Genomic DNA, 26,422 nt, shown 5'->3' with positions numbered 1-26,422 from the left:
CGTCCCCTTTTCCGGACCTTTTCGTCCGTCCCCATTGTGCGGACACGTTCTGATAAACCGTCATTCCTGACCTGTGCCTTTACGCTCATTGCGCGCATTGGTGCACAGTTGTTCTCCGACTCACAGAATGCGGTGAACGGTGCCCTCACGGCGGCCGACGATCGCACCGACTGCGCATCATCGACCCCATGAACGATCACGTACTGGTCATGGTGGGCGACGATCTCGCCGACGACGTGGCCCGCTGTGCTGCCGCGGCCGGCTATCAGGTGGTCACCGCGGAGCCGGACACCTGTCGCCGGGCGTGGTCGGACTGCCTCGCGGTCATCGTCGACGCCAGGGCGGCGGAGGATCTCGCCGGGCTGGGGTGGCCGCGTCGCGCCGGGGTACTCGTGGTCGGCGTCGGAGAGGTCGACCCGCAGCTGTGGCGATCGGCGCTGTCGTTGGGTGCGCACGACGGTTACCTCCTGCCCGAGCAGGAACACGACGTGGTCGGGGCCTTGAGCCGGCTGCGGGCTCCGCGCAGCCCGGCCGGCGCGGTGGTCGCGTGCCTCGGTGGTCACGGCGGCGCGGGCGCGTCGGTGCTCGCCGCGGCGGTCGCGATGCGCGCGGCCGGGGAGTTCGCGGGCACGACGCTGCTGCTCGACGTCGACGAGCTGGGCGGGGGCGTCGACCTGCTGCTCGGCATCGAGGACATCTCCGGGCTGCGGTGGCCGGATCTGACCCTCGAGAGCGGGCACGTGTTCGCCGACAGTCTGCACGCGGCATTGCCGCGGGTCGGTACCGATCTGGCCGTGCTGTGCCCCCGTCGAGGGGATGTGCGGCCGGTGGGGATCGAGGCGGTGACAACGGTGATCGAGGCCGGGCGTGAGAACGGTGACATCGTCGTGGTCGACCTCCCGCGTCGCGCGACGTCGCTGGTCGATGCGGTGGTCGAGTCGGTGGACCTCGTCGTCGTGATCACCTCGGCCACCGTGCACGGATGCGCGGCCACCCGGGAGGCGTCGGCGCGCATGGCCGCGCACACCGAGAGGGTCGGGTGCGTGGTCCGCGGGCCCGCACCGGGCGGTCTCTCGGCACAGCACATCGCCGACGCCGCCGGACTCCCGTTGATCGCCGGGATGCGGTCGGAGCGCGGACTGGTCGCCGCTCTCGAATCGGGAGCGCTGTCTCCACGACCGCGATCCGCGCTCTCGCGCACCGCCGATCGCGTTCTCGATCGACTCACCGACGCCGCCGGATATGTCGCATGACCGGACTCACCGATCAGCGTGCGGACCTGCTGGTCCGCGTGCGCGAGCGGCTGGCGTCGGAGTCCGCTGACCCCACCCCACAGGTGATGGCGGACGCGATCCGCGCCGAGTCCGGGGGAGTGCTCGGCGACACCGATCTGCTCGAGGCCCTGCGATTCCTGCAGACCGAGCTCGTGGGGGCCGGGCGTCTCGAGGAGCTGTTGGCCGATCCCGACGTCGCCGACATCCTGGTCGTCGGTCCGGATCAGGTGTGGGTCGATCGCGGGATCGGGCTGCGCCGCAGCGACGTCCGCTTCACCGACGACGCGGCGGTGCGCCGTCTGGCCGTCCGCCTCGCGCTGGGGGCGGGCAAACGACTCGACGACGCCGCACCCTGGGTCGACGGCCAGCTGAGCAACGTCGGCCGCCGCGGATACAGCGTTCGACTGCACGCGGTGATCCCGCCGATCAGCGTCGACGGGACGTGCCTGTCGCTGCGGGTGCTCCGGCCGGTGACACAGCATCTCGCCGCTCTGGTCGACCGTGGTGCCATCCCGCCGGAGATCGCCGCGACCATGTCGTCGATCATCGACGCCCGTCTGGCGTTCCTGATCGTCGGCGGCACCGGTGCAGGCAAGACGACCATGTTGTCGGCGATGCTGGGGCGGGTGGATCCGGCCGAGCGGATCCTTTGTGTCGAGGACGCGGTCGAGCTCGCGCCGGACCATCCGCACGTCGTCCGACTGGTCGCGCGGACCGCGAACGTCGAGGGGGTCGGCGCGGTCGCTGTCCGCGACCTGGTCCGGCAGGCCCTGCGGATGCGACCCGACCGGATCGTCGTCGGCGAGGTGCGCGGTGCCGAGGTCGTCGACCTGCTCACCGCCCTCAACACCGGTCACGAGGGATGTGCCGGGACGCTGCACGCGAACTCGACCACCGAGGTGCCCGCACGCATGGAAGCGCTCGCCGCTCTCGGCGGCATGGACCGCGCCGCGCTGCACAGTCAGCTCGCCGCCGCGGTCCACGTCGTCATCGGCGTCGCGCGCGACGCCGACGGGCGCCGCGGGGTGTCGGAGATCGGTCTCGTCACGCGTGGCGCCGACGGACTGGTCCGGATCGCACCGGTCTGGCTGCGGGACAACGGCTTCACCGACGCTCGCGCCGACCTCGACCGACTCCTCTCGTCCCGGTCGACGCGGACGGTGTCGGAACCGGGCTCGCGATGAGCCCCCTGCTGGCCGGCGTGGCCGCGATGCTGCTCCTGTGGCCGCAGACCCGTCCGACGTCGCGTCTGCGGACAATGGCTGGTCGGGTCGGAGGGCGCCGCGGTCTGCCGGGTGCGCCGGTGCTCGTCGCCGCGGCGGCATGTGCCGCCGTCCTCGTGGTGGTCGGGCCCGCGGCGACCATCGCCGCCGGCATCGCGGCGATGACCGCCCATCACCGGATGACCCTGCAGCGCAGGACCGACGAACTCGACGCCGGACTGGGTCTCCTGCTGGACGCGGTCGCGGTGATGATCGCGGAGTTGTCGGTGGGCGCGCATCCGGCCCGCGCCTGCCGGCAGGCGGCCGACGACGTCTCCCGGGGTGGGGTCGGTGAGGCCGGTGCGGTCGCCGGGGTGCTGACCCAGATGGCCGGCCGAGCCGAGCTGGGCGGCGATGTCGCCGAGGGCATCGAGGGCGCCGGTCTGTCCCATCAGTCGTCCTGGGACCGGGTGGCCGTCGCCTGGCGGACCGCCGAGCGCCACGGCTTGCCGATGGCCGACCTCCTCGGGGCGGTGCGGGATGACCTCGTGGCCCGGCGTCGGTTCGCCGAGCGCACACGGGCGGCCCTCGCGGGTGCCCGCGCCACTGCGGCCGTCCTCGCGCTGTTGCCGCTGCTCGGGATCGGACTCGGTCAGGCGATGGGCGCGCGTCCGCTGGCGATCCTGTCCGGCGGGGGCATCGGGGGAGCGCTGCTGGTCGTCGGCGTCTCGCTGGTGGCCACAGGCCTGTGGTGGACCGAACGGATCACCGCGAAGGTGATGCGCCCGTGAGCGGCGTGTGGGTGGTGGCCGGTCTCTGCGCGCTGGTCGGGCTGTGGATCATCCCGGGTCCCGGGTGGCGGCTGTACCGGATTGCGCCGCCGCCGAGAACCGTCCGGGAGGCGCGCTGGCTAGGGGTCACCAGGGACCGGGACGATCCGTTCGCCAACGCGGCCGGCTACGACCTGTTCGCGGTGTGCCTGCGCTCGGGGATGCCGGTGGCCGCGGCGGCCGAGATCGTGTCGCACTCGGCGCCGGACGCCATGGCGCGGACGCTGCGTCGGGCGTCAGAGCTGCTGGGGCTGGGTGCCGACCCGGCGCACGCCTGGGAGGTGCCTGCGGACGCGCCGGCGTCGTCGGTGTCGTTGAGCGCCATGGCCCGCCGCTCCGCGCGCGCGGGCTCGTCGCCGGTGCGGGGTCTGCGCGAACTGGCCGAGACCGAACGCGCAGCGGCGCAGGACAACGCCGCCGCCGCGGCCGAGCGCGCGGGCGTCGCGATCTCCGGACCGCTCGGCCTGTGTTTCCTGCCCGCGTTCGTCTGCCTGGGCATCGTCCCGGTGGTCGTCGGACTGGCGGGCAAGGTCCTCGACGGCGGACTGCTGTGACAGAAGAACTTCGCGACGGAACACGCCGTCGCGGGCACAAGGGGGAACATCAAGATGAACAGAATGATTCAGGATCTACAGACACGGGCGATGCTCGCAGCCACCGACGACGAGGGCATGTCCACGGCCGAATACGCGATCGGGACGATCGCCGCGGCAGCGTTCGGGGCCATCCTCTACACGGTGGTAACCGGCGACAACATCGTCTCCGCACTGACGGGCATCATCACCAAGGCCCTCGACACCGCGGTGGGATGAGATCAATCGACTTCTCGTGTGGCTGGGCGTCGGCATCGTTCCACAGGCGCCGCCGACTCCCAGACGCACGGGAAATCGACGCATTCTGCGCGAATACACTCGACTCGTGACGCGACGCGGCGACCCTTCGGAGCCTGTGCCTCCCTATGTCGCCGACGACATCGACCGGGCCATCCTGCGTCTGCTCCAACTCGATGCTCGGCGTCCCTTCTCGGCGATGGCAGCAGAACTCGAGGTGTCGGATCAGACGGTGGCTCGTCGGTATCAGCGTCTGCGGGCCAGGGCGGGGGTGCGGGTTGTCGCAGTCACCCAACCCAACATCAACACCGAGCGGATGTCGCTGTTCCGGATCAGGGTCTCGCACGATCTGGACACCGTCGCCGCCAATCTCGCGCGTCGGGACGACACGGCATGGGTGAACGTCGTGAGCGGGCCGAGCGGACTGGAACTCACCGTGATGGTCTACCGCGACCGCACCGCCCACGGGGAGTTCGCTCTGATGAAACGACTCTCGGACCTCCCCGACGTCGTCTCGGTGACGGCTCAGTCCTGTCTGCACATGTTCTTCGGAGGCCCCGACAGCCTGCTCACGAAACCCGATGTCGCCACGTCTGCCGCCCCGACAGTCGACGAGACGTGGCCCCACCGGGTCCCCGTCGACCTCGAGGACCCCGATCGACGACTCCTGGCCGCGTTGACCGTTGACGGCCGCGCCGGTGTCGGGCAACTGAGTCAGGCCAGCGGTTTGTCCCAGGAAACGGTCAGTCGGCGTCTGGAGATGTTCGTCCGGAACGGAATCCTCTATTTCGACATCGACTTCGACGCCGAGCTGTTGGGGCTGCGCTCCTCGGTGAGTCTGTGGATCACCGTGGCGCCGTCTGCCGTCGACGATGCGGGCCGCGCACTCGCGACGCACGCCGAGGTCAGCTTCGCCGCCGCGACGACCGGGTCGACGAACCTCTACGCCACCGCCCACTGCACCGGTACCGACGAGCTGTACCGCTACCTCACGGGCGCGGCCGCGCGGCTCCCCGGTCTGCGCGCCGTCGAGACCGCGCCGCTCGTCAGGAGCGTGAAGAGGGCGGGCCGCGACCCCCTGCTCTGATCCGCGCCCGGTGTCGAGAACCTCGACCGCACTCCGTCTCGGTGTCGAAAAGACCGAGATCTGCGCCGATCGACTGGGCGCACCGGTGTGCCCGACGCACCATCGGGACATGTCACACGCATTCGAACCCATCACCATCGGTGATCTGACCCTCGACAACCGGATCGCGATGGCGCCGTTGACGCGTCGCCGCGCCTACGGCCCAGCACATACGGCCACCCCGATGATGGCGGACTACTACGAGCAACGCGCGTCGGCGGGCCTCATCATCGGAGAAGCCATGCAGCCCAGCCCGGTCGGTCAGGGCTACACGTTCACGCCCGGTATGCACACCGCCGCCCAGTCGGAATCGTGGAGACAGGTCACCGACCGCGTCCACGCGGCCGGTGGTCGGATCTTCGGCCAGCTTCAGCATGCGGGCCGCAACAGTCACCCAGATCTGCTCGGCGGCGGACTGCATCCGGTGGGGCCCTCTGCGGTCGCGGCCGACGGCGTCGTACGGGTCTCGACCACGGGGCCCGCGATCCGGAAACCGTATCCGACACCCCGGACGCTGGCGATCCACGAGATAGTCTGCACCACAGCGGACTTCGTGGCCGCCGCCGAGAACTGCATGCGTGCTGGGTTCGACGGCGTGGAACTCCATGGCGCCTACGGATACCTGATCCAGCAGTTCCTCAGCTCCAACGCCAACGTTCGGGTCGACGGATACGGGACGAGCGTCGAGGGACGCATCCGGTTCGCTGTCGAGCTCGTACACGCGGTCGCGGATGCGATCGGTTCGGATCGACTGGCGCTACGCGTCTCCCCCGGCTGCACGGCGAGCTGCATCGAGGAAGATGCGATCGACGATGTCTACCTGGCGCTCGTCCGAGAGTTGCCGAGCGACCTCGCCTTCCTCGACGTGTTCGAATTTCCCGGGCACCGTGCGCTCACCCACGCCATCCGCGAACAGTGGGGCGGCGTGCTGATGCTCAACCCCCATGCGGCGTATGAGGACTTCCCGGCGGGTCCGGCGCAACTCTCGGTCGTCGACGACGGTCTGGCCGACATCGTCGCGTTCGGGACCGCATTCATCGCCAACCCGGATCTGGTCGAGCGGCTGCGCCTCGGTTCGCCTCTGACGTCTGCGGATGAATCGACGTTCTACCTCGGTGACGAGCGCGGCTACACCGACTACCCGACCGTGCAGGCCGTCATGCCGACGCGAGGATGAGTCAGCGGACGTCGACCTGCTTGCCGGTGGTGTCGCGGTCCTTGGTGCTGTACCAGGTCACGAAGTCCTTGATTCCGAACGCGTGCAGGCGGCGCAGCGAGATGTAGACGACCGCCCTCTGTGCCAGCGCGATGCCGGCCGAACCGGTGATGGCGCGGACCCGGCGCTGCAGGATGATGTCCTCGTCGGCGTCGTCCATCGACACCCGCGGGAAACCGCCACTCTCGCGGTAGATCTCGGCATCGAACGCAAGGTTCGGCCCGCACACGGCGAAGCTGCGCCGACGCTCGTCGGGCTCCTTACGGGTACGCCACCACTCGACACCGTGCCCCAGGCGCCAGGCGACGCCGATCGCGTTGAACACGACGTTGGTGAAGCCCTCGTCGGTGCGCGCCCGCAGTCGGCCGCCGACGAGGCGCTTGCCGTCGAGCAGAGGCCGGATCAGCTCGGAGAGCCACTCGGTGTCCGGGATGGTGTCGGCGTCGGTCCGCGCGACGAGCGCGGCGCCGGTGTCGATGGCGTGGCGGGCCGCGGTGTCGATCGCGTAGCCGAGCCCCTTCTGCTTCTCGGTGATCAGCTCGACGGGGAACCGCGGATTCGACTCGATGTGCTCGGCGACGATCTCCGCGGTCCGGTCGGTGCTGTTGTTGTCCACGATGATGATCCGTGGACTCCCCAGCACATCGCGATGGATGACGTCGTCCCAGCGCTGCTGGTCGAGCGCGCGCAACGTGTCGAGGATGAACTTCTCCTCGTTGTACGCCGCCACGATCACGGCGACGGTGGATTTCTCTGTCCTGCTGAGTTCTTCGGTGGGCATCGTGGGGTCACTCCTCGCGTTCCGTGGGTGGATCGTCCGTTGTGCGTCAGCGAATGTCGGTGTTCTGCTCCGTGGCGGCGCGGTCAGATGATGCGTACCAGGACACGAAGCCCTGCGTGCCGTACTCGTCGAGGCGTCGCAGCGATGTGTAGACGATCGCGTTGGGCGCCAACGCGATTCCTTCGGCGCCGGTGATCGCTCGCACGCGCTGCTGCAGCACCTGGTCCTCGTCGGCCTCCTCGATCGACGTACGCGGGAACCCGCCGGATTCCTCGTACATCTCGGCGTCGATCGCGAGGTTGTTGCCGACCACGGCGAAGCTGCGCCGTTTGTCCGGTTCGTGGTCTCTGGTGCGGATCCACTCGACGAGATGCCCGACGCGCCACAGTCGTCCGACGGCGTTGAACATCGTCGACTGCATCCCGGCACCGCTGCGCGCACGGACCCGACCACCCACGAGGCGCTTGCCCGCGAGCAGCGGCGCGATGATCGAGGCGAGCCAGTCCGGGTCCGGAAGGGTGTCGGCGTCGGTGCGGGCGATGTAGGTCGCGCCGAGCTCGATGGCCCGACGCGCGCCGGCGTCGGCGGCGGATCCGGTGCCCTTCTCGAGTTCGGTGATCATCTCGAACGGGACCTCGGTGCCGGCCGCTATGAACTGGCTCACGATCGCTGCGGTGTCGTCGGTGCTGTTGTTGTCGACGAGGATGACACGGAATCCGCCGAGCACGTCGCGATGGACCGGCGTGAGTCGTAGATTCTCGATGGCACGAAGAGTCTGGAGAATGAGACGCCCCTCGTTGTACATCGGTACGATGACTGCCATCGCTGGGTGCTTGGCGCACTTCATGTTTGGAGTAAACACTGACGCCCGATCCATTGCGACTCGGCCGACGAATAATGTGACGAGCGGAACTGAATGCCTCTGCCGTGCGTCTGATTGCAATGATTCGGTGCGTTCAAAGCTCAGCGGTAAACAATGAACAAGGCATGGTGTCTGTGGAGGCGGCGTTCGCCATCGCGGCGATCGTCTCGGTCCTGATCCTGGGAATCGGCGCGGTGCTGGGTGTGAGTGCGCATGTCCGCTGCGTCGACGCGGCGCGCGAGACGGCGCGTGTCGCCGCGCAGGGTGATTCGGCCCGCGCGATGACCGTGGGCCGTTCGGCCGCACCGAGTGGCGCGGAGATCAGCATCCGATCTGACGCCGACCGCGTGGTCGTGACCGTGCACGCCGAACTCGTGCTCATCCCGGGCGTCGACCTCGGTGCCACGGCTGTGGCGGCGATGGAGCCGGTGGCACCGGGGCAGTCGTGACGCCCGTCCACACCCTGCGCCGATGGCGCGCACGGGTGATGAACGACGAACGGGGTGTTGCCACCGTGTTCGGCGCCTGGTTGATCGTCGGACTCGTCAGCCTGGTGGTCGCGGTGGTGTTCGTCGGGTCGGCGGTGGTGGCCCGACACCGGGTCCAGTCGGTGGCCGATCTCGCCGCCCTCGCCGCCGCACAACGGGCGATGCTGGCGCAGGACGATCCCTGTGGTGCCGCACGGACGCTCGCCGCGACCTCGCCGGTGACGATCGCGCGATGCCGTGCCGACGGTGCGGACGTCGTCGTCGTGGCCACGACGGATGTCGACCTCGGGCCGTTCGGTGTCCGGCAGGCGCGTGCCGTCGCGCGCGCAGGACCCACCAACTAGTGGTGTCGCCGCCTCAATGTTGCGATAGGACGCAATGTTAATCTGCTTGGGTTCGCAGTACGTCTGTACAGAGTTGTCATGTTTCGACGAGAGGACGGACTTCCGTTGGGGAAGCGAGCGATCCGCGCGGGCTCAAATCGTTTGACGGTCATGATGCCCGCCCGTAATGCTGCCAAAACTATTCAGCGAGCGGTGGTCTCGACACTGCGCGCAATGCCGGAAGATGCAGTGCTTCTCGTGTTGGATGACGCGAGTGAGGACGAGACCCCCGACATAGTTCGGCGGCTTGCGCGAAAGGACTCGCGACTGGGATTGCTCGGCGGCGGAGACAAAGCACTGGGAATCCCTGGCGCATCTAACGCGCTGCTCGAGAATTCCGACACGCCACTCTTCGCGCGTATGGATGCGGACGACATCACTCTGCCTGGTCGATTCACCCGTCAGCTGAAAGCAATTGAAAACGCAGATTTCAACTTTTGCTCCACCGTGTTCCACGGTCCGGGCCGGTGGACGCTTGAACCGGTGCCCGTGCTGTCCTCGAACAAGGAATCGTCGCTACGGGAACTGCTCGTACATGACCCGTTCTTCCACTCCGCGCTCTTGGGTAGGCGAGAGGTGATGGACGAGATGGACGGGTACCGCGACGTTCCATCAGAGGATTGGGACTTGTTCCTACGGCTCGGTGCGTCCGGCGGGTGCATGACGCGTTCTGCAACACCGGGCATCATCTATCGGCGTCATCCGACACAGATCACCAAGAGAGACGACTGGAAAGCGTCCGTGGTCGAGAACAAGCCAATGTCTGAGGCGCATGATGCGCTGTGCAGATATGTGTTCGGCGAACCCTCGGGCGCATACCGCGCATTAGCAGGTACCGGTGCGACGCTGCCGGAGGTGCGGCTGGCTGAAACGCTTATTGCGAGGGTCGCCGCGGAGTCGGCGAAGTTCCCCCGTGCCGAGCGGCTGTCACTGAAGATCACCACGCACGGGGTTCTACTCCGGCTACACAAGCGCTACGCCGAGATTCTAGGTGATGAGAATGTCGGCGCTGCCGATCGCTGAATGCGCTTGATGTCTTTAGCGGACGTCGACGACCTTGTCTGATCGATCTCCGTCGCCGTACCAGGCGATGAAATCGCGCACACCGTAGGCATGTAATCGGCGCAACGAGGTGTGAACGACAGCCTTCTTCTGCAGGCCGATGCCGGCGGAACCAACTTCTTCTCGTACTCGGCGCTGAAGTATCGAATCGTCGTCGACGTCCTCCATGCTCGTGCGTGGGAACCCGCCCGACTGTTCGTACATCTCGGCATCGATTGCCATGTTGTTTCCGACCACTGCGAAGCTCCGCTGCTCTGCCGGCGGATTGTTTCGAGTCTTGTACCACTCGAGTGCGTGACCGACATGCCACAGCAACCCGATTCCGTTGAACACGACGCTGGTCAGCCCCTCATCGTGGCGAGCTCGAACACGACCGCCGACTAGCCGCTTTCCCGACAGCAGCCCGGAGACCAATTCGCCGAGCCAGGTCGGTGTCGGGATCGAATCAGCGTCAGTACGAGCGATAATCTTCGCGCCAGTGCTGATTGCGTGCCGCGCGCCGGTATCAGCAGCGCAGCCACTTCCCTTCTCCGTCTCGTCGATCAACTCGAGTCGGAAATCGGGGTGTTCAGCGACGTATGCGTTAACGATCTCCGCAGTCCGGTCGGTGCTGTTGTTGTTGACGACAATGGTGCGGAAACCGCCGAGCAGCTCGCGGTGTGCGTACAGGTCGAACCGCTGGCGGCGCAGACCGTCCAGAGTGTCGGTGATGAACTTCTCTTCGTTGTAGACAGGGATGATGACGGCGATCAATGGATTGAACTGTTCGCTCATGCGTCCAGTAGAACACGGAAGTAAGTTCGGATTGCAAGGCCTTGCGACGTGCCAGATGTGAGCACGGGCCCGGCGTGGCATGACGTTCAGGCCGTCTCGCCTGGTCACGTTGCAAATGACGCCGGGCGGAGTGGTGTTTCGGATTTAAGCTCGGACGGTCTCGGGATTCGGCGGACTTCGGCGCGCTCTCGGCTTTACCCGCCACCGCCGCACCCCGCGCCGATCCGGTTCGCCTCGACGGTTGTCTAGGCTGAACGTGACGGACGCCCGGCCCCGGGTTTCGCGCACGCCCCACGCACGGCCCTCGACGAGCGGTCGGCGAAAGCGAGACAGATGCAGGCAAGAATGGCCGAGTACGCGCGCCCCGATTTCTGCATCCTGCATCTCAGCGACACACATCTCGTCGGCGAGGGCATCCTCTACGGCGACGTGGACAGCGGACTCCGGTTGCGGCAGATACTCGGCGACGTCCAGGCATCCAAGGCCCGCCCCGACGCACTGGTGTTCAGCGGCGACCTGACCGACCGGGGCGAGGCCTCGGCGTACGACGACCTCCGGGCGCTGGTGGAGCCGATCGCAGACGAGCTCGGCGCGGCGGTGATCTGGGCCATGGGCAACCACGACGACCGGGCACAGTTCCGCGCCCACCTGCTCGACCAGGAGCCGTCGAGCGAGGCGGTCGACGAGGTCCACGACATCGACGGACTGCGGATCATCAGTCTCGACACCACCGTTCCCGGCTATCACCACGGCGAGGTGACCGACGCGCAGCTGGCCTGGTTGGCCGAGGTGTTGGCGACACCGGCGGAGTACGGCAGCATCCTCGTGATGCACCACCCGCCGATCCCCGCGGTCCTGGACCTGTCGACGCTGGTGGAGCTACTCGATCAGCGCAAGCTGGCGGATGTGGTGCGCGGCAGTGACATCCGGCAGATCCTGTCGGGTCATCTGCACTACTCGACGACGGCGACGTTCGCGGGCATCCCGGTGTCGGTGGTCTCGGCGACGAGCTACACCCAGGACCTGGCGGTGCCTGCGGGCGCGGTCCGGGGACGCGACGGCGCCCAGGCGCACAACCTCGTCTACGTCTACGAAGAGACCATCGTCTGCTCGGTCGTCCCCATGCGAGGTCACTCGACCGTGGGCGAGGGTGTCGACGCCGAGGAGGCCGCGCGTCGGCTCGCGACACACGGCGTCACGATCCGCGACAGCCCGCGGGCCGCGAGCCGCTCGGTCTAGTGGGTGGCGGGGGACACCGCAACCGGTGTCTCCCACTCCGCGGCGATCGGGAAGTAGCGGTCGAGGAAGCGCGTGACCCTTTCGGTCCGCACCTCGAGGTCCACCTCGGGGAAGCTGCCGTCGTTGAGGCAGAAGAAGTCCACCGCGCGCTTGGGCAGCAGCTTCTCCATCGACCGCAGCCCGGCCACCGACGTGGTGTCGATGTAGCGGACCTTGGCACCGCGCTGGACCACGGCCTGGCCGGTGCGCAGGGCGTAGTAGTGATAGAGCGAGTTGGTGACCGAGATGTTCTCGCTGGCCCGAAACGCGCTGGCGGCGGTGGCGGTGAACTCGTCTCCGAACTCGACCTCCATCTCCGACATCACGCTCTTGCGCAGCGGGGTCGCGACGTGTTCGAGGTGGCGGGTCGTCACCGATCCGAAGCGCTGCTTGAGGACTCGTCGGTTGACGCGGGCGGCGTTCTCGAAACCACTGCGCTCGTCGTCGTTCACGCCCAGCCCGATGCGGACCGGGCCCTCGATGAACATGCTGATGCCGCCGGGGGAGAAGAACATCTCCGGCTGGACCGGTCGGGCGAAGAACATGTCGTCGTTGGAGTAGAGGAAGTGCTCGGAGAGGCCCGGGATGCGGTGCAACTGCGACTCGACGGCCTGCGAGTTGTGGGTGGGCAACACCGAGGTGTCGGCGAAGAACTCCTCACTGGGGACGAACGTGACCCGGGGGTCGTCGGCCAGCCACGCCGGCCTGGGTGAGTCGGTTGCGACGAAGATGCGACGAATCCACGGGGCGTACATGTGTACCGACCGCAACGCGTACTTAAGCTCGTCGATCTGGCGGAACCGCGCGGCCGAGTCGTCGCCGGATCCGACCACGTAGTTCTTCATGCGCTTGGCGCGCTGGGCCTGGAACTCCGCCGACGAACCGTCCACCCAGGAGAAGACGATGTCGATGTCGAAGGAGATGTCGGAGGCGTGGTCGTCGAACATGTTCTCGATGGTCGGCCAGGTCACGCCGAATCGTTCGACGGTGCCGCGCACGATCTCGTCGGCGCGAATGGTGTTGCGGGTCAGCGAGTTCTCGACCGGGAGCACCATCACCTCATCCGACATCGACCACAGCTCGACCTGCACCGCGGTCGATGCGCCGTAGTGCAGTCCGCTGTCGGGTTCGTAGCGCGGACGGTACAGCCGCAGGACGCGCGCGTCGTCGTCCTCGGAGAGTTTGTCGTCGGCGACCAGGGTCGGGCGACTGTTCTTCACGTCCATCGCCTTGACGTAGAACGGTTCCCGCGCGCACGCGGAGACGAGCGCGGCCCGCAGTTCGGTACGCAGGTGCCAGTCGACGGCCAGGACGGGCCGCAGGTCGTTGCCGCGGACCAGCAGGTAGTCGAGGCCGGCGGTGTCGAGCGCGTCCCGGATGAACAGCAGATCGGCGACCATCGCCTGACGGGGCGTGGTGGTGGTGTTGCGCAGCGCGTGCCTGCCGTGGAACTCGACGATGTCGGTGCGGTCGCGCAGACGCGGGGTCAGCGGACGTTCGGGGTGCTGTTGGCGCTGTGCGGCCGACGGATTCGGCGGGACGAGGTAGAGCTCACGAGACGGCGGTGACGAGGTGATGGCGATCCTTCCCAGGTGACGCAGAACCCGGGGTTTCAGCCAATGCGTATGTCCCCGAGTGTACTGCACAGGGCGCTGACCTGACGATTCGATGAATTCTGTGGGCCCTAGGGAAGCTCCCGGAGGATGAGGTCGAGCACGGCGATCGCCCCGGATTTGTCCAGCGGATCGTTTCCGGTGACTGCACACACGACGGGCGGCAGGTCTCGCATCGGCAGTCGGTGACCGCGTCACGGGTCGCACGGATCCACGTCTCGAAGGCGGTGAACCCGCGGGCGGTGAACCCGGCGCGACCCGGATACCCGTCGTGAACGGAACCGAAGACATCCATCGTGCGTCGAACCTCTCGGACCCTTCGGATCCCGCGCAGCGGCCAGGGCCGGCCCGACGGAGTGATCGCCAACGAATGCTCAGGAGCTCGACCTGAATAGGTGTTCGATCGAACTATCGGTCGTCATTTGCTGATTCCCTCAGGAACGCCGCCACCGACGCGAAGGCGTTCTCGATGCGGGCGATCGACTCCGCTCGCGCCCCGGCGTTGCGCTGCGACGGATGCGGCGCGGCGACAACACGGCGTAGAGGTTGTCGACTCCGCGACGTCAGGTTCATGAAGCCGAGCATCGCCGGCCGGCCAAGGGTGATCACGACCTCGATACGGGATGCCACCTCGAGGAGTTCCTCGAGACACACCGCGGCCGCGCGAAGGTCGCCGGCCGACGGCGACGTCGGATGGCCGGCGGCGTCGAGCACCGCCCATGGCACGACATTCCACTTCAGGCAGGCCGGCCGTGGCACGCCCGCCGCCGCGCGCAGACGCGACAGCAACTCGTTGCTGCGATCCGGGTTGTCCTCCGAACAGAACCCGGTACCCCCTGCTCGCACCGTGCTCGGTGCCGGCGACTCCATGAGGATGAGCACCCGCGCATCGACGCCACCGTCGTCGGGGTCGAACCACGGGACGAGCTGTTCCGGCGCTTGGCCGCGCCATGTGTCGACAAGCGCATTGAGCGGTTCAACATGAGCAGCGCGAATGCGCTCCGATTTGGCCGCGATGACCATGACGTACTCCCTCGTCGATTCTGCGATGGTCGACATCGCGGTCGGTCGTGTCCGAGGATGAAGCCATGAGCCATCGGCACCGTCGTTGACCGACCGCGAGCGCATCCCCACCCCACTGCTGAAGAAGCGCCTTCCGTCTGGCCGCGGCGCGATGTTGCAACCCAACGCGACAGGTGACGGCGAGGCGCAACTCACCGCGAGGTTCTGGGCACTGGTCATCGTGACCGGAATCGTCACCGGCTTCTTCGGTGTTCTGCTCATGCTCATCCTGTTCACCGTCGAGCATGCCGCGTTCGGGGTGAGCAGTGACGGTCAGGGGTTCTCGGCCGCGGTCGCCGCCGCCGACGGGTGGCGCCGCGTGACCCCGTTGCTGATCGGTGGCGTGATCGCCGGCGTCGGGTGGTTCCTGTTACGGCGCTTCACCCCCGGCCGGAAATCCGAGGCCGACGAGGTCCTGTGGACCGGCGAGGGCCGCCTGTCGTTCCGACGGAGTCTCGGTACGTCTGTGTTGTCGGAGATCGTGATCGGTCTCGGTGCGTCGCTCGGGCGCGAGGCCGCGCCGAAGTTGATGGGCGCGGTGTCGGGCAGCGTCGCGGCGGAGTGGGCCGGGATGTCGGCGGCGCAGCAGCGGCTGCTCGTCGCGTGTGGCGGCGGTGCCGGGCTGGCGGCGGTGTACAACGTGCCGCTCGGCGGTGCCCTGTTCGCCGCCGAGGTGCTGATGGGCGCGGTGGCGCTGCCACTGGTGTTGCCGGCCCTGGCGTGCGCCGCGACCGCAACGGCCGTGGCCTGGGTGTACCTCCCCGAACACGCCACGTACCTCGACATCCCCGAGTACCGGTTCGACCTCCGACTGCTGGTGTGGGCCGCAGTCCTCGGGCCGATCGTCGGGATCGTCGCTGCCGGATACATACGCGTCATCGGATGGATCTCGCACCATCAGGCGCGGGGCCGCTGGGTTCTCATCGCGCCCCTGATCGCGTTCGCCGTGCTCGCCGGTGTCGCTGTGGCCTTTCCACAGCTGTACGGCAATGGCAAAGGAATGGCCCACGACGCGTTTTTGGGCGTGGGCAGCATCGGGTTGTTGGTAGCGCTGGCGGTGCTCAAACCCCTCGTCACCGCACTCTGCCTGGGTGCAGGGGCGTCCGGCGGTCTCTTCACCCCGGTGATGAGCACCGGCGCGGTCCTCGGCGCCGCGCTCGGCATCGCATGGAGCCAGGTATGGCCGGGGAGTCCCATCGGGGCCTATGCGCTCATCGGTGCGGCCGCCATGATCGGCGCCGGGATGCAGGCCCCGCTCGCGGCACTCGTGTTGGTGCTCGAACTCACCCATAGCGGTTTCGGGTTGATGGTGCCGATGATGGTCGCCACCGTCATCGCCACCGCCATCACCCGGTGGATCGACGGCTACTCGATCTACACCGCTCGGCTGTCCTCGGCCTGAGACAGACCACCGCGCCGCGTGCGATGTGCAACCCTGGACCACATCCCGAACTCGTGCAGACGACGCGGGTTCCTCGTGATCGCCGAGGAGAACCATGTGGAACAAACGAGCCGACACCCGTGTACACGAGGTCGATCCCTACAACGCCGAACCGTCACCGGCCGCGCTGGCCGCGGAGTCGCTGACGGCCGACGACACGTTTTACAGCCGCAATCACGGCCCCATCCCGGACATCGATCCAGCGCAGTGGCGACTGACCGTGTCGAACGGTCGCGGAGCGACCCGCACCTTCTCTTTGGACGAGATCCGACGCGACTTCGACGAGATCTCGACTGTCGCGACGTTGCAGTGCGCGGGTAACCGCCGAGCCGGGCTCATCGCGGTGCGCGACATCCCCGGCGAGGATCCGTGGACGCAGTGCGCGACATCGACCGCGCGGTGGAGCGGCGTGGCCCTCGCCGACCTACTCCGCGCCTGCGATGTCGCCGACAACAGCACAGATCACGTTGAATTCATCGGTCCCGATGTCTCCGATCTGGCAACACCACCGCAGCGGTACGGCAGCTCGATCGAGCTGAGCAAGGCGATGTCGCCGGGGACCATGCTCGCCTGGGCAATGAACGGGCAACCCCTCCCACGGCTGCACGGCGGTCCGATGCGCGTGGTCGTACCCGGCTACATCGGCGCCCGCTCGGTCAAGTGGGTCGACAGCATCACAGTACGAGAAAGCCCATCGGACAACTGGTTTCAACGAGTCGCCTACCGGGTGCTGCCCGTCGACGCCGACCCCGACACAGCCGGACCCGGCGACGGCATCTCACTGTCGTCAGTTGCCCTCAACTGCGACTTCCTCTACCCAGACCCGGCCACACCGATCGACGCCGCCGAGGTCCTGGTAGGCGGGTACGCCTTCGCCGGAGACGAACGGGGCATCTCGCGGGTACAGGTGTCGACCGACCAGGGGGCGACGTGGATGGAAGCGGACTTGGCCCAGCCGCAGGGACCCTGGGCATGGCGCCGCTGGTCGGCAGTCGTCCCCCTCGACGCTCCCGCCGTGGAGTTGTGTGCCCGCGCCTGGGACGACGCGGCCGCGACACAGCCCGCCTCGGCCGCCGAGCTGTGGAACCCGAAGGGCTACGTGAACAACTCCTGGGGGCGACTCACACTGCACCGAGACCGAGGCCAGACCACAACGTGAGCTTGTAGCCCCACAACGTTGCTCCCTCTACCCCTGCTGATGGTTCGCGCCGAGACTCGATGAACGAGCACCGCCACTCGCTTCCACACCCTGCGGACCCGGCATTCGACGCACCGCGTCGATTCGGCCTCGCAGTGCCGCCCGCGCGTGTTCGGGCACATCACCCCGAACTGGGGCAGCGGGACGGTTCCATGCCGCACGTCCTCAGAATGTTCTCAGTATTATTGTGCTGCAACACATGTCGAAGTTCTGGTGTAGCGTCGCATCATGACCGTAGACAAGTCGCATTCCGATTCCCGCCGCCAGGGTGGCTGGCTCCCCGCTGAGCAGGACGACCTCGAGCAGTGGTTGCGGGGGCACCGCGAGAAGGCCGAGTCGACCGATGGCCGCGTGGTACACCCGGTCATCGTCGAGTTTCAGGAGCTGATCGACGCGGACCCGGTGGTCCGTATGTACCTGGAGAAGATGATCGAGCAGGTCCCGACGGGCAGGACCTACCGCGACCGACACGTACAGGATCTCCCCCAGTTGTTGCGTCTGATCGACGAGGTCCTCACCGTCGCACCTGAATACGGTCCCAACTCCGTCGTCACACCTCTCGGCGCGATTCTCGATTGGTCGATGGGAACCGCCGCGGGGCATTCCGCGTTCCGCGACCCCCGCGTGAACGCCATGCTGAAGAAGATCTTGACGGCCTGGTGCGAGTTCCTGAGCAGCCCCGGTTCGCGGTACGTCCTCGACGACTCTCCCTCGGGCTGGCTCTGTCAGGAGGCGCGCGACAAGATCGGGTTCGATGAGTTCGAACACAACCCCGATGACGAGCATGCGGGTTTCTCGTCATGGAACGATTTCTTCACCCGGACCTTCACGCCCGGAGCGCGTCCCGTCGCCGCCCCCGACGACGACTCCGTCATCGTCAGTGCGTGTGAGTCCACGCCCTACCGCATCAGTACCGATGTCTCACTGCGTGAATCGTTCTGGGTCAAGGGGCAGCCGTACTCGCTCGCCGATCTGCTCGACAACGACCCGTCGGTGGACGCGTTCGACGGCGGGACCGTGTACCAGGCGTTCCTCAGTGCTTTCAACTACCACCGCTGGCACAGCCCGGTCGCGGGCACCATCGTGAGCACACGACTCGTCGACGGCACCTACTTCTCCGAAGCCGACGGCCAAGGCGACGCGTTGCAGCCGACCCACTCCCAGTCGTACCTCGCGCACGTCTCGGCGCGGGCGATCATCGTCATCGACGCCGACAACCCGGTGATCGGGCGGATGGCGTTCGTGGCCATCGGGATGTCGGAGGTGTCCTCGTGTCTGATCTCCGACGACGTCCGCCCCGGGGCACACATCGGAAAGGGCGACGAGCTGGGCTACTTCCAGTTCGGCGGGTCGACACACTGCCTCGTTTTCCGGCCGGGCGCTATCAACGAGTTCGCCCTGCAGTCCGTCCCGCAGACCAACGACCCGCACGCTCCGCTGGTCCGTGTGAACTCCCACCTCGCCACCGCCGCACCCCGCCAACAGCTGTCCTGACACTCTGACTCGCCCGAACATCTCAGGAGGCCACCCCGCCCGACTCGGGTTGATCGCGGCGCTCCGTACTGCCGGACCGCCACAATCCGTGATTGTGGACGATGAGCTATGGTGCGATCGTGGCCCTGAGTTCACGCATGCCGGATCTGACCGCCTTCGAGGTTCTCACTGCTGTCGCTGCCGGAGGCAGTCTCACCGCTGCTGCACATCAGCTGAATCTGACACAGCAGGCCGTCTCTGCTCGCATCCGCTCGATGGAGGCGCAGACAGGAGTCCAGATGGTCATTCGAACCAGCCGTGGTTCCACCCTCACCCCCGCCGGTCGCGTCGTGGCGGAGTGGGCCGACGGACTTCTCGACACCGCTCACCGCCTCGACTCCGGGTTGGCCTCGCTCCGCACGGACGCACGCGCGCACCTTCGGGTCGCGGCGAGCCTGACGATCGCCGAACAGCTCCTACCTCGGTGGTTGATGTCGCAGCGAGCCGAGTCGATCCGGCTCGGCGTTGCGCCCCCGGAGGTGACGCTGGTGGCATCCAACAGCGAGCAGGCGATCGCCGCCGTACGCGACGGAGACGTAGATCTCGGCTTCGTCGAGAGCCCGGGAACACCGAAGGGAGTGCGCAGCCGCATCGTCGACCACGACGAACTCGTCGTCGTCGTCGCGCGGGCGCACCCGTGGGCGAAGCGAACGCGTCCGGTGACGGCCGAGGAGTTGAGCACGACGTCCCTGGTCACCCGCGAAACAGGCTCGGGGACACGCGACTTTCTGTCCTACGCCATGCGTCTGGCGCTCGGTCCCACCCATCCGCAGGCTGCGCCCGCGATGGAGATGACCACTGCCTCGGGCGTCCGATCCGCTGTCTTGGCAAACGCCGGCCCGGCAGTTCTGAGTCGCCTGTCGGTGGCCGACGACCTCACACTCGGTCGGCTCGTGGCCGTCGCCACCGACGGCATCGGTCTCCGCCGTGACCTGAGAGCCGTGTGGATGGGCGGCCGGACTCCCCCTGCCGGGGCGATCCGGGATCTCGTCGCGCACGTGGCGGCGTCACGAAGCTGACGCGGCCGCGCAGATGCTTCGCCTGGACGTCGCCACCCGTGGTCGGACGCGAGGCGCCGCACCGCCGAGGACTCGACGGGTACCCCATAGGGGTATAGATTCGATGGCATGCAGATCGGGACCGCCGCAACGGGCACAGGGGTGTTGCCTCGTGGCACGCGGCGACCGATCGTCGCGACCTTCTATGTCATGGTCGTGCTCGCCGTACTCACGACGATCCGACTGTGTTGCTGCGTCGACGGCACGTCAGCGCAGCAACCGGAGGGCGCGGTCGCCCTCGCCGCGTCCCATCAGGCGGAGTCGGCGGCCACTGCCGTACCGAGTGTGCGCCGCGCGCATCACGAGACAGCTTCGGCACCCACCGCCCACTGCTCGAACCATCCGACGGTCGACCTGGCGATCCCCACGGGCGCGGCCGTCGACCACCACGACCCGGCCGTCCTCGCCACACGCGCACTTCCGGCCGATGAGGTGACGCCTCCGTCCTCGCGACGAACGCACAGCTCGCGTAGCCCTCCGACGACCGGCGTGACAATTCTCCACGACAAGAGTGTTCTACAGATCTGAGTGACGCCTGCGGCACGTCGTCTGTTCGACGACACCGCCCACCAGGCCGGCCTGCGCTGCGACATCAGCCGCTGCGCGCACTCATCATCTGGAGAGACTTCATGAACACCTCGAACATCATCACGCGTCCGGTCAGTCGGCGAACCTTTCTGGGAGCTGCGACCATGGGCCTCACCGCCGCCGCCGCCGCCGCGTGCGGCACGCGTGCGGTCAGTCCGGTCGACGCACACCGGGTCAACAAGAGTGCGATCGATGCCGCCGAGGCCCGACGACCGCACACCGGACGGACGGTCTCGTACACCCTCGATCCGCGGCGAACCGACATCGATCTCGGCGGCCCGGTTGTGAACACCTACGCATACGGCGACACCATTCCGGGCTCGGTCATCCGCGCCAACGTCGGCGACGAATTGTCGATCACCACGCGCAACGCGCTGACCGACGCGACATCGGTGCACTGGCACGGAATCGCATTGCGCAATGACATGGACGGAGCGGCACCGGCGACTCCGGACATCGCCGCAGGCGACGCCTTCACCTACCGCTTCTCGGTACCGGACTCCGGAACATATTGGGCGCATCCGCACGTCGGATTGCAGAGTGACTTCGGCCTCTACGCTCCGATCATCATCGACGACCCTCGTGAGCCGCACGATCACGACACGGAATGGATCGTGGTTCTCGACGACTGGACCGACGGTGTCGGGAACAGTCCCCGAGACATCCTCACGTCGCTTCAGAAGGGCGGCATGTCCATGGGCGGCATGTCGGGAGGCTCGACGAGTGGGGTCGGCACGAGCGCTCTCCTCGGTGGCGACGCCGGAGACGTCGCCTACCCGCTCTACCTGGTCAACGGGCGAATCGCCAACGCGCCGACGACATTCACTGCTGCGCCGGGACAACGAATTCGTATCCGCATCATCAACGCCGGTGCGGACACCGCCTTCCGTGTCGCACTGGGTGGGCACCGGATGACCGTGACCCACACCGACGGTTTCCCGGTGACACCGACTGACGTCGACGCGCTCCTGATCGGGATGTCCGAACGCTACGACGTGCTCGTCACGGTGAAAGACGGGGTATTCCCTCTGGTGGCGTCTCCAGAGGGGAAGACCGGCACCGCTCGCGCGCTGCTGCGCACCGGCGCGGGGGCCACACCCGCGGTGAACGTTCGTCCTGCCGAGTTGGACGGATTCGTCGGTACCGTCGACACCTTCGTCGCCACCGACGACGTCACATTGCCCACCGGCCGCGAGGACGCCGCACTGCAAGCGATACTCGCGGGCACCATGAGCAAGTACCAGTGGACCATCAACGGGCGGGTCTACGAGCAGATGGAACCCATCATGATCACCCAGGGCCAACGGGCCAGCCTCACTTTCACCAACACCACGACGATGTGGCACCCGATGCATCTGCACGGCCACACATTTCAGGTTCGACGACCCGACGGCACCCCTGGCCCGCGCAAGGACACCGTAGCCGTACGTCCGGGCGAACGCGTCGTCGTCGATCTCGTCGCCGACAACCCTGGACAGTGGATGCTGCACTGCCACAATGCTTATCACCAGGACGCCGGAATGATGACCCGCCTTGACTACCGAATCTGACCACGAACAGGATCTGATATGAACGCCATGGAACATGCTCTACGCCTGACCGGCTCGATGACCTGGGAGATCCTCTGGGCGCTGGTTCTGGGATTCTTCCTCTCGGCCGTCGTGCAGGCGGTCGTCCGCCGCGGAACCGTGGTGCGGCTCCTCGGCGACGACAGCCCTCGATCCCTCGCCACCGCGACCGGTTTCGGCATCGCATCGTCGTCCTGTTCGTACGCAGCGGTGGCACTTGCGCGCTCACTCTTCCGCAAGGGGGCGAATTTCACCGCCGCCATGACCTTTCAGATCGCGTCGACCAACATGGTGATCGAGCTCGGGGTGATCCTGCTCCTGTTGATGGGGTGGCAATTCACGGCGGCCGAATTCATCGGCGGGCCGGTGATCATCGTCATCGTCGCATTGCTGTTCCGCAGGCTCCTGACGACGAAGCTGATCCGAGATGCGGCGGAGCAGGCCGACAAGGGCCTGTCCGGCTCGATGGAAGGCCATGCGGCCATGGACATGTCGGTACGGCGCAAGGGCGGGTTCCTACGCCGGTTGGCGTCGCGCGAGGCCGCGACCTCGGTCAGTCACGTGTTCGTGATGGAATGGGCAGCCATCTGGAAAGACCTGGTGATCGGACTCCTCATCGCCGGCGCAGTCGGAGCCTGGGTCCCCGACAGCTTCTGGCAGGGATTGTTCCTGGAAGGACACCCCGTGCTCGCAGCGATCTGGGGACCCTTGATCGGTCCCATCGTCGCGGTGATCAGCTTTGTCTGCTCGGTCGGCAATGTGCCACTCGCCGTGGTTCTGTGGACGGGTGGGATCAGCTTCGGTGGGGTGATCGCGTTCGTCTTCGCCGATTTGCTGATCCTGCCCATCCTCAACATCTATCGGAAGTACTACGGCTGGCGCATGACCATGATGATCGCGGGGACCTTCTACGTCGCCATGGTCGTCGCGGGATACGTGGTCGAACTCCTCTTCACGCCGACGGGACTGGCGCCGAGTCGTGCCGACGCCCATCTCCCCGACGCCGGGATCAGCTGGAACTACACCACATGGCTGAACATCGTCGCCGTCATCCTCGCCGTCGGCCTCGTCGTGAGATTCTTCCGCAGTGGCGGGCGTGGGATGTTGTCGATGATGGGCGGCGCTCCGAGTATGGAAGGCTCCCAGCATGGCCATTGATCCCCGCGGTGTCGGCCTGAAGCGCTTTCTCGCCGAGGATCCCGGGGGTCCCGTCGTGATGCTCAACCTCTTGCGCTTCGCCGAGGGTGGCCGCGACGACTACCGGTTATTTCGCTACGCACCAAGGCGTTGGTGGAAGCAGTTCTCCAGGCGACGACCCCACGGAACCCTCTCTCTGACACAGACTGATCAGGTTGGCCGTCTCTCGCGTGCGACAACGCCGATTTGTGAGGTCACAAGCAGCTGCCCGTAGCTGAGGGGTCTGTCGTCACCTGACACTGACCGTCAGGCCATCGACTCGATGGCTCCCACCTGACGTCAGGAACACCCTTCATGAAATCCGGTCCTCTGCGCGCTATGACCGCAACGGTCGCCACCGCGTCCATTGTTCTTCTCGCCGCCTGCTCGACCTCATCGACGAACACGGCCACGTCGTCGACGGCGGCGACATCCGCGTCGACATCGGCCAACACCACCGCGCGCGACGCGGCCCCCCAGGAATCGGGACTCATCGTCTACGTCAGCAGACATTCCTTCAGTGACACGGTCAGCGCGCTGCGGCAGCGCATCTCAGACAAGGGAACCGTCACCGCCACGGTCGACTTCGCAGCGTTGGCGAGCAAGATCGGCAAGCAACTGCGGCCGACGACAGTCGTGATCGGAGGAAATCCAAGCGCGGTCGCCCCGGTGGTGGCGGCCGATCAACGGACGGCGATCGATCTGCCGCAGAAGTACCTCGTCTGGCAGGCAGCGGGTGGCACGGTGTTCGTCGCCTACAATTCGGCCGATTACATCGCGCAACGCGCCGGGCTGGCGGTCAGCTCGGGACAACTCGACGCACTGCGGACCGGATCGGCGGCCATCACCTCCGCGGCAACGGGCTCGACATCGGCCGCGGCGGGCGGCAGCGTCACATCGACGTCGGTTCCGTATCTGGTCGAGAAGGTAAGCAACGCGTCGGTCACGGAGTCGATCGCGCGATACGCCGCCGCGTTCACAGCCAAGCAACTGCCCACGGTTGCCACCGTGGATCTCGCAGCGGCGGGGCAGAGCGTGGGGGTCGCGCTGCGGCCCACGATGACGATCCTCGTCGGAAATCCCACTGTGTCGACCGCGCTGCTGTCGCAGCAGCAGACCATGGGGATCGATCTCCCCGTCCGCTACTCGGCCTGGCAGGACGCCGACGGCGTGGTCCATGTCGCGCACCCGGACTACCGCGGCCTGGCCGCTCGTCACTCCATACCGTCGACGAGCCCCGTGCTCGCCATGGTCGACACCGCCACGTCGACCTTCACGAGTGCGGCAGCCGGAACGGGAAACTGACTGCACCGCCCTCCCGTCACGAGTTCCCATCGACCAGTGCAGAAGCGCCCGGACGCTTCTGCACTGGTCGATTTACGCGCGTGTGGACACAAATGCAGTTTGTGGCCCCACAAGTCAGCACTCTCTGGTGTCGCACGTTCCATCCGCCGATACTCGATGTATGTCCACCACCGTGAACCTCACCTCGTCAACCGTCGCGCGCTCGGCGGACCGGTCGGAGTCGCATCGTCGCGCTCCGGTCGTGTTCGGGCACCTGGGTCGCCCCGGCCAGATGCTCGAGCACATCACCCCCAACTGGTACGCCTCGGTGATGGGAACGGGCATCGTCGCGAACGCGGCCGCCACCCTGCCCCTGCAGTTCACTGGCCTGCACACCTTCGCGACCGTGGTGTGGCTCATCGCGTCGACCGCGTTGGTCGCGCTGACCGTCGCCTTCGCTGCGCACTGGACGCTGCACCGCGGCCACGCCCGTGCCCACGCCGCACACCCGGTGATGTCGCAGTTCTACGGTGCACCGCCGATGGCGATGCTCACCGTGGGCGCCGGCGCGATCACGTTGGGACCTGCGCTCATCGGCTCGAGCGCCGCGGTGTGGATCGACGCAGTCCTGTGGACCGCGGGAACACTGACCGGTCTGGCCACCAGTCTGTGGATTCCGTACCGGATGATCACCGCTCACGATCACGACACCGCCATGGCGTTACCCGCGTGGTTGATGCCCATCGTGCCTCCGATGGTGTCTGCGTCGACCGGCGCACTGTTGCTCGATCACGTCGCGGCCGGGCAGTCGCGGCTCGCGCTCATCGCCGCCTGCTATGCCATGTTCGGACTGAGCCTGTTCCTCGGGATGATCACCATGACGATGATCTACTCGCGCCTGGTCCACGGCGGCATGCCCGCCGTGCAGGCCGCACCCACTGTGTGGATCACCCTGGGCATGATCGGCCAGTCCATCACCGCCACGAACCTGCTCGGCACCCACGCCGCGACGGTGTTCGTCGGCAAGCAGGCCGTCATCGCGACCGGACTCCACATCTTCGGCATCGCATACGGCTTCGCGATGGGCGGATTCGGCATCCTGATGTTCGCCCTCGCCACCATGCTGACCATCCACGCCGCACGGCGCGGGCTGAGCTTCTCACTCACCTGGTGGAGCTTCACCTTCCCGGTGGGAACCTGTGTCACCGGTGCCACCGCGCTGGGCACCGCAGCCGGCATCTCGGTCATCCACGCGATGGCCGTCGGCCTCTACGTCGTGCTGCTGACCGCCTGGGCCACGGTCGCCACCCACACCCTTCGCGGCACGATCAGCGGCAAGGTCTTCCTCCCCGCCTGATCGGTGAGCAGCGACGAGAACACCGATTTCTCTTCCAAGGAGATGACGATGAACGACGTACAACGACGACTGCGCCGCGAACGGCGAACCACACCGGCCATGTGGGCTGCGGCGACGATGGTGATGGCAGGCACAGCAACCGGCGGCGTCACCCTCGTGGCGCTTGCCGGCGGCGAAGTCATCTTCTGGATCGTGATGGCGGTGATCACCCTTGTGCTGTTCGGCTCGGCGTACGCGCTCCTGAGGATGGATCTGAGCGTGTCCCGCGATCCGGCGCTGCGTCGTGATGTCGTTCGCGCGCGACGAGCGAAGTACCTCAGTGCTTACGGCCCGATTCGCCGATCGACCCGCACACGCTAGGCTGACGAACACGGTGATGGATCCCGCCGGAGCATCTGCTCGAACCGCCACACGGCTGATGGTTCCTACCCATGTCGA

The 26,422-nt window shown here is 67.0% G+C and carries 27 protein-coding genes and 1 riboswitch; of the genes, 21 read left to right on the top strand and 6 right to left on the bottom strand.

Annotated features, from left to right (window positions below; genetic code table 11):
- The first annotated feature begins 188 nt into the window (after positions 1 to 188).
- The 7 genes from ssd to IEV93_RS01635 all read left to right on the top strand — a co-directional run bounded on the left by ssd (position 189) and on the right by IEV93_RS01635 (position 6,439).
- Entirely contained in the window at positions 189 to 1,253 is a 1,065-nt protein-coding gene (gene ssd, locus IEV93_RS01665; RefSeq protein ID WP_188486322.1) for a septum site-determining protein Ssd, read from the top strand.
- The gene (locus IEV93_RS01660; RefSeq protein WP_188486320.1) at positions 1,250 to 2,458 is read left to right on the top strand and encodes a TadA family conjugal transfer-associated ATPase; all 1,209 of its coding nucleotides are present in this window, start codon (positions 1,250 to 1,252) and stop codon (positions 2,456 to 2,458) included. The genes ssd and IEV93_RS01660 overlap by 4 nt, the downstream gene beginning before the upstream one ends.
- Positions 2,455 to 3,267 carry a type II secretion system F family protein gene (locus IEV93_RS01655; RefSeq protein WP_188486318.1) on the top strand — a complete coding sequence of 271 codons (813 nt, stop codon included), beginning with the start codon at positions 2,455 to 2,457 and terminating at the stop codon, positions 3,265 to 3,267. Before IEV93_RS01660 ends, IEV93_RS01655 begins: the two co-directional genes overlap by 4 nt.
- Positions 3,264 to 3,860, top strand: a complete 597-nt coding sequence (locus IEV93_RS01650; RefSeq protein WP_188486316.1) for a type II secretion system F family protein — start codon at positions 3,264 to 3,266, stop codon at positions 3,858 to 3,860. Before IEV93_RS01655 ends, IEV93_RS01650 begins: the two co-directional genes overlap by 4 nt.
- A 54-nt stretch (positions 3,861 to 3,914) precedes the next feature.
- Complete coding sequence (locus tag IEV93_RS01645; RefSeq protein ID WP_188486314.1) at positions 3,915 to 4,118, top strand: DUF4244 domain-containing protein; 204 nt, start codon at positions 3,915 to 3,917, stop codon at positions 4,116 to 4,118.
- A gap of 106 nt (positions 4,119 to 4,224) precedes the next feature.
- Positions 4,225 to 5,223 carry an Lrp/AsnC family transcriptional regulator gene (locus IEV93_RS01640; protein WP_188486311.1) on the top strand — a complete coding sequence of 333 codons (999 nt, stop codon included), beginning with the start codon at positions 4,225 to 4,227 and terminating at the stop codon, positions 5,221 to 5,223.
- A gap of 109 nt (positions 5,224 to 5,332) precedes the next feature.
- Complete coding sequence (locus IEV93_RS01635; protein WP_188486309.1) at positions 5,333 to 6,439, top strand: alkene reductase; 1,107 nt, start codon at positions 5,333 to 5,335, stop codon at positions 6,437 to 6,439.
- A gap of 1 nt (position 6,440) precedes the next feature.
- On the opposite strand, the gene IEV93_RS01630 is transcribed toward IEV93_RS01635, so the two are convergent.
- Entirely contained in the window at positions 6,441 to 7,259 is an 819-nt protein-coding gene (locus tag IEV93_RS01630) for a glycosyltransferase family 2 protein (protein ID WP_188486307.1), read from the bottom strand.
- 46 nt (positions 7,260 to 7,305) lie between these two features.
- Positions 7,306 to 8,082: a glycosyltransferase family 2 protein gene (locus tag IEV93_RS01625; RefSeq protein WP_229704816.1), complete on the bottom strand. Its 777-nt coding sequence runs from the start codon at positions 8,080 to 8,082 to the stop codon at positions 7,306 to 7,308.
- 164 nt (positions 8,083 to 8,246) lie between these two features.
- Between IEV93_RS01625 and IEV93_RS01620 the strand changes: the two genes are divergently transcribed.
- From IEV93_RS01620 to IEV93_RS01610, 3 genes are all read left to right on the top strand, one after another.
- The gene (locus tag IEV93_RS01620; protein WP_229704815.1) at positions 8,247 to 8,570 is read left to right on the top strand and encodes a TadE family type IV pilus minor pilin; all 324 of its coding nucleotides are present in this window, start codon (positions 8,247 to 8,249) and stop codon (positions 8,568 to 8,570) included.
- Positions 8,567 to 8,953 carry an Rv3654c family TadE-like protein gene (locus IEV93_RS01615; protein WP_229704814.1) on the top strand — a complete coding sequence of 129 codons (387 nt, stop codon included), beginning with the start codon at positions 8,567 to 8,569 and terminating at the stop codon, positions 8,951 to 8,953. The genes IEV93_RS01620 and IEV93_RS01615 overlap by 4 nt, the downstream gene beginning before the upstream one ends.
- Before the next feature lie 78 nt (positions 8,954 to 9,031).
- The gene (locus IEV93_RS01610; protein WP_188486301.1) at positions 9,032 to 10,015 is read left to right on the top strand and encodes a glycosyltransferase family 2 protein; all 984 of its coding nucleotides are present in this window, start codon (positions 9,032 to 9,034) and stop codon (positions 10,013 to 10,015) included.
- Between the two features lie 15 nt (positions 10,016 to 10,030).
- Here IEV93_RS01610 and IEV93_RS01605 read toward each other — a convergent pair whose 3' ends face one another.
- On the bottom strand, positions 10,031 to 10,828 hold the full coding sequence (locus IEV93_RS01605) for a glycosyltransferase family 2 protein (RefSeq protein WP_188486299.1): 798 nt from the start codon (positions 10,826 to 10,828) through the stop codon (positions 10,031 to 10,033).
- A gap of 333 nt (positions 10,829 to 11,161) precedes the next feature.
- Between IEV93_RS01605 and IEV93_RS01600 the strand changes: the two genes are divergently transcribed.
- Positions 11,162 to 12,067 carry a phosphodiesterase gene (locus IEV93_RS01600; RefSeq protein ID WP_188486297.1) on the top strand — a complete coding sequence of 302 codons (906 nt, stop codon included), beginning with the start codon at positions 11,162 to 11,164 and terminating at the stop codon, positions 12,065 to 12,067.
- Here the strand turns inward: IEV93_RS01600 and IEV93_RS01595 are convergent.
- The 3 genes from IEV93_RS01595 to IEV93_RS01585 form a co-directional block, all read right to left on the bottom strand.
- Positions 12,064 to 13,506: a stealth family protein gene (locus IEV93_RS01595; protein WP_188490288.1), complete on the bottom strand. Its 1,443-nt coding sequence runs from the start codon at positions 13,504 to 13,506 to the stop codon at positions 12,064 to 12,066. The two genes, IEV93_RS01600 and IEV93_RS01595, sit on opposite strands and share 4 nt — an antisense overlap.
- 151 nt (positions 13,507 to 13,657) lie before the next feature.
- Positions 13,658 to 14,014, bottom strand: a complete 357-nt coding sequence (locus IEV93_RS22700) for a Zn-binding domain-containing protein (protein WP_371873777.1) — start codon at positions 14,012 to 14,014, stop codon at positions 13,658 to 13,660.
- 113 nt (positions 14,015 to 14,127) lie between these two features.
- On the bottom strand, positions 14,128 to 14,778 hold the full coding sequence (locus IEV93_RS01585; RefSeq protein WP_188486295.1) for a uracil-DNA glycosylase: 651 nt from the start codon (positions 14,776 to 14,778) through the stop codon (positions 14,128 to 14,130).
- Between the two features lie 49 nt (positions 14,779 to 14,827).
- Here IEV93_RS01585 and IEV93_RS01580 point away from each other — a divergent pair, with 49 nt between their 5' ends.
- The 10 genes from IEV93_RS01580 to IEV93_RS01535 all read left to right on the top strand — a co-directional run bounded on the left by IEV93_RS01580 (position 14,828) and on the right by IEV93_RS01535 (position 26,344).
- Positions 14,828 to 16,183, top strand: a complete 1,356-nt coding sequence (locus IEV93_RS01580) for a chloride channel protein (RefSeq protein ID WP_229704812.1) — start codon at positions 14,828 to 14,830, stop codon at positions 16,181 to 16,183.
- 94 nt (positions 16,184 to 16,277) lie between these two features.
- Positions 16,278 to 17,381, top strand: coding sequence for a sulfite oxidase (locus IEV93_RS01575; protein ID WP_188486293.1), 1,104 nt, complete (start codon positions 16,278 to 16,280; stop codon positions 17,379 to 17,381).
- Between the two features lie 267 nt (positions 17,382 to 17,648).
- Entirely contained in the window at positions 17,649 to 18,914 is a 1,266-nt protein-coding gene (locus tag IEV93_RS01570; RefSeq protein ID WP_188486290.1) for a phosphatidylserine decarboxylase family protein, read from the top strand.
- Positions 18,915 to 19,033: 119 nt separating this feature from the next.
- The gene (locus tag IEV93_RS01565; protein ID WP_188486289.1) at positions 19,034 to 19,972 is read left to right on the top strand and encodes a LysR family transcriptional regulator; all 939 of its coding nucleotides are present in this window, start codon (positions 19,034 to 19,036) and stop codon (positions 19,970 to 19,972) included.
- A gap of 108 nt (positions 19,973 to 20,080) precedes the next feature.
- Positions 20,081 to 20,539, top strand: a complete 459-nt coding sequence (locus IEV93_RS01560; RefSeq protein ID WP_188486286.1) for a hypothetical protein — start codon at positions 20,081 to 20,083, stop codon at positions 20,537 to 20,539.
- A gap of 101 nt (positions 20,540 to 20,640) precedes the next feature.
- A complete protein-coding gene (locus tag IEV93_RS01555) occupies positions 20,641 to 22,149 on the top strand; it encodes a multicopper oxidase family protein (RefSeq protein WP_188486284.1) in 1,509 nt (502 codons plus the stop codon).
- An 18-nt stretch (positions 22,150 to 22,167) separates the two neighbouring features.
- Entirely contained in the window at positions 22,168 to 23,325 is a 1,158-nt protein-coding gene (locus IEV93_RS01550) for a permease (RefSeq protein WP_188486281.1), read from the top strand.
- Positions 23,326 to 23,682: 357 nt separating this feature from the next.
- Positions 23,683 to 24,648, top strand: coding sequence for a DUF302 domain-containing protein (locus tag IEV93_RS01545; RefSeq protein WP_188486279.1), 966 nt, complete (start codon positions 23,683 to 23,685; stop codon positions 24,646 to 24,648).
- A gap of 160 nt (positions 24,649 to 24,808) precedes the next feature.
- Positions 24,809 to 25,984, top strand: coding sequence for a TDT family transporter (locus tag IEV93_RS01540; protein ID WP_188486278.1), 1,176 nt, complete (start codon positions 24,809 to 24,811; stop codon positions 25,982 to 25,984).
- A gap of 3 nt (positions 25,985 to 25,987) precedes the next feature.
- The gene (locus tag IEV93_RS01535) at positions 25,988 to 26,344 is read left to right on the top strand and encodes a hypothetical protein (protein ID WP_188486275.1); all 357 of its coding nucleotides are present in this window, start codon (positions 25,988 to 25,990) and stop codon (positions 26,342 to 26,344) included.
- A 3-nt stretch (positions 26,345 to 26,347) separates the two neighbouring features.
- Positions 26,348 to 26,419: riboswitch (Fluoride riboswitch) on the top strand.
- Positions 26,420 to 26,422 lie beyond the last annotated feature (3 nt).

Origin of the sequence: Williamsia phyllosphaerae, from assembly GCF_014635305.1 — a bacterium.
Taxonomy (GTDB): domain Bacteria; phylum Actinomycetota; class Actinomycetes; order Mycobacteriales; family Mycobacteriaceae; genus Williamsia_A; species Williamsia_A phyllosphaerae.
The sequence above is the reverse complement of the archived record's forward strand: the minus strand, read 5'-3'. Positions and strand labels throughout refer to the sequence as shown.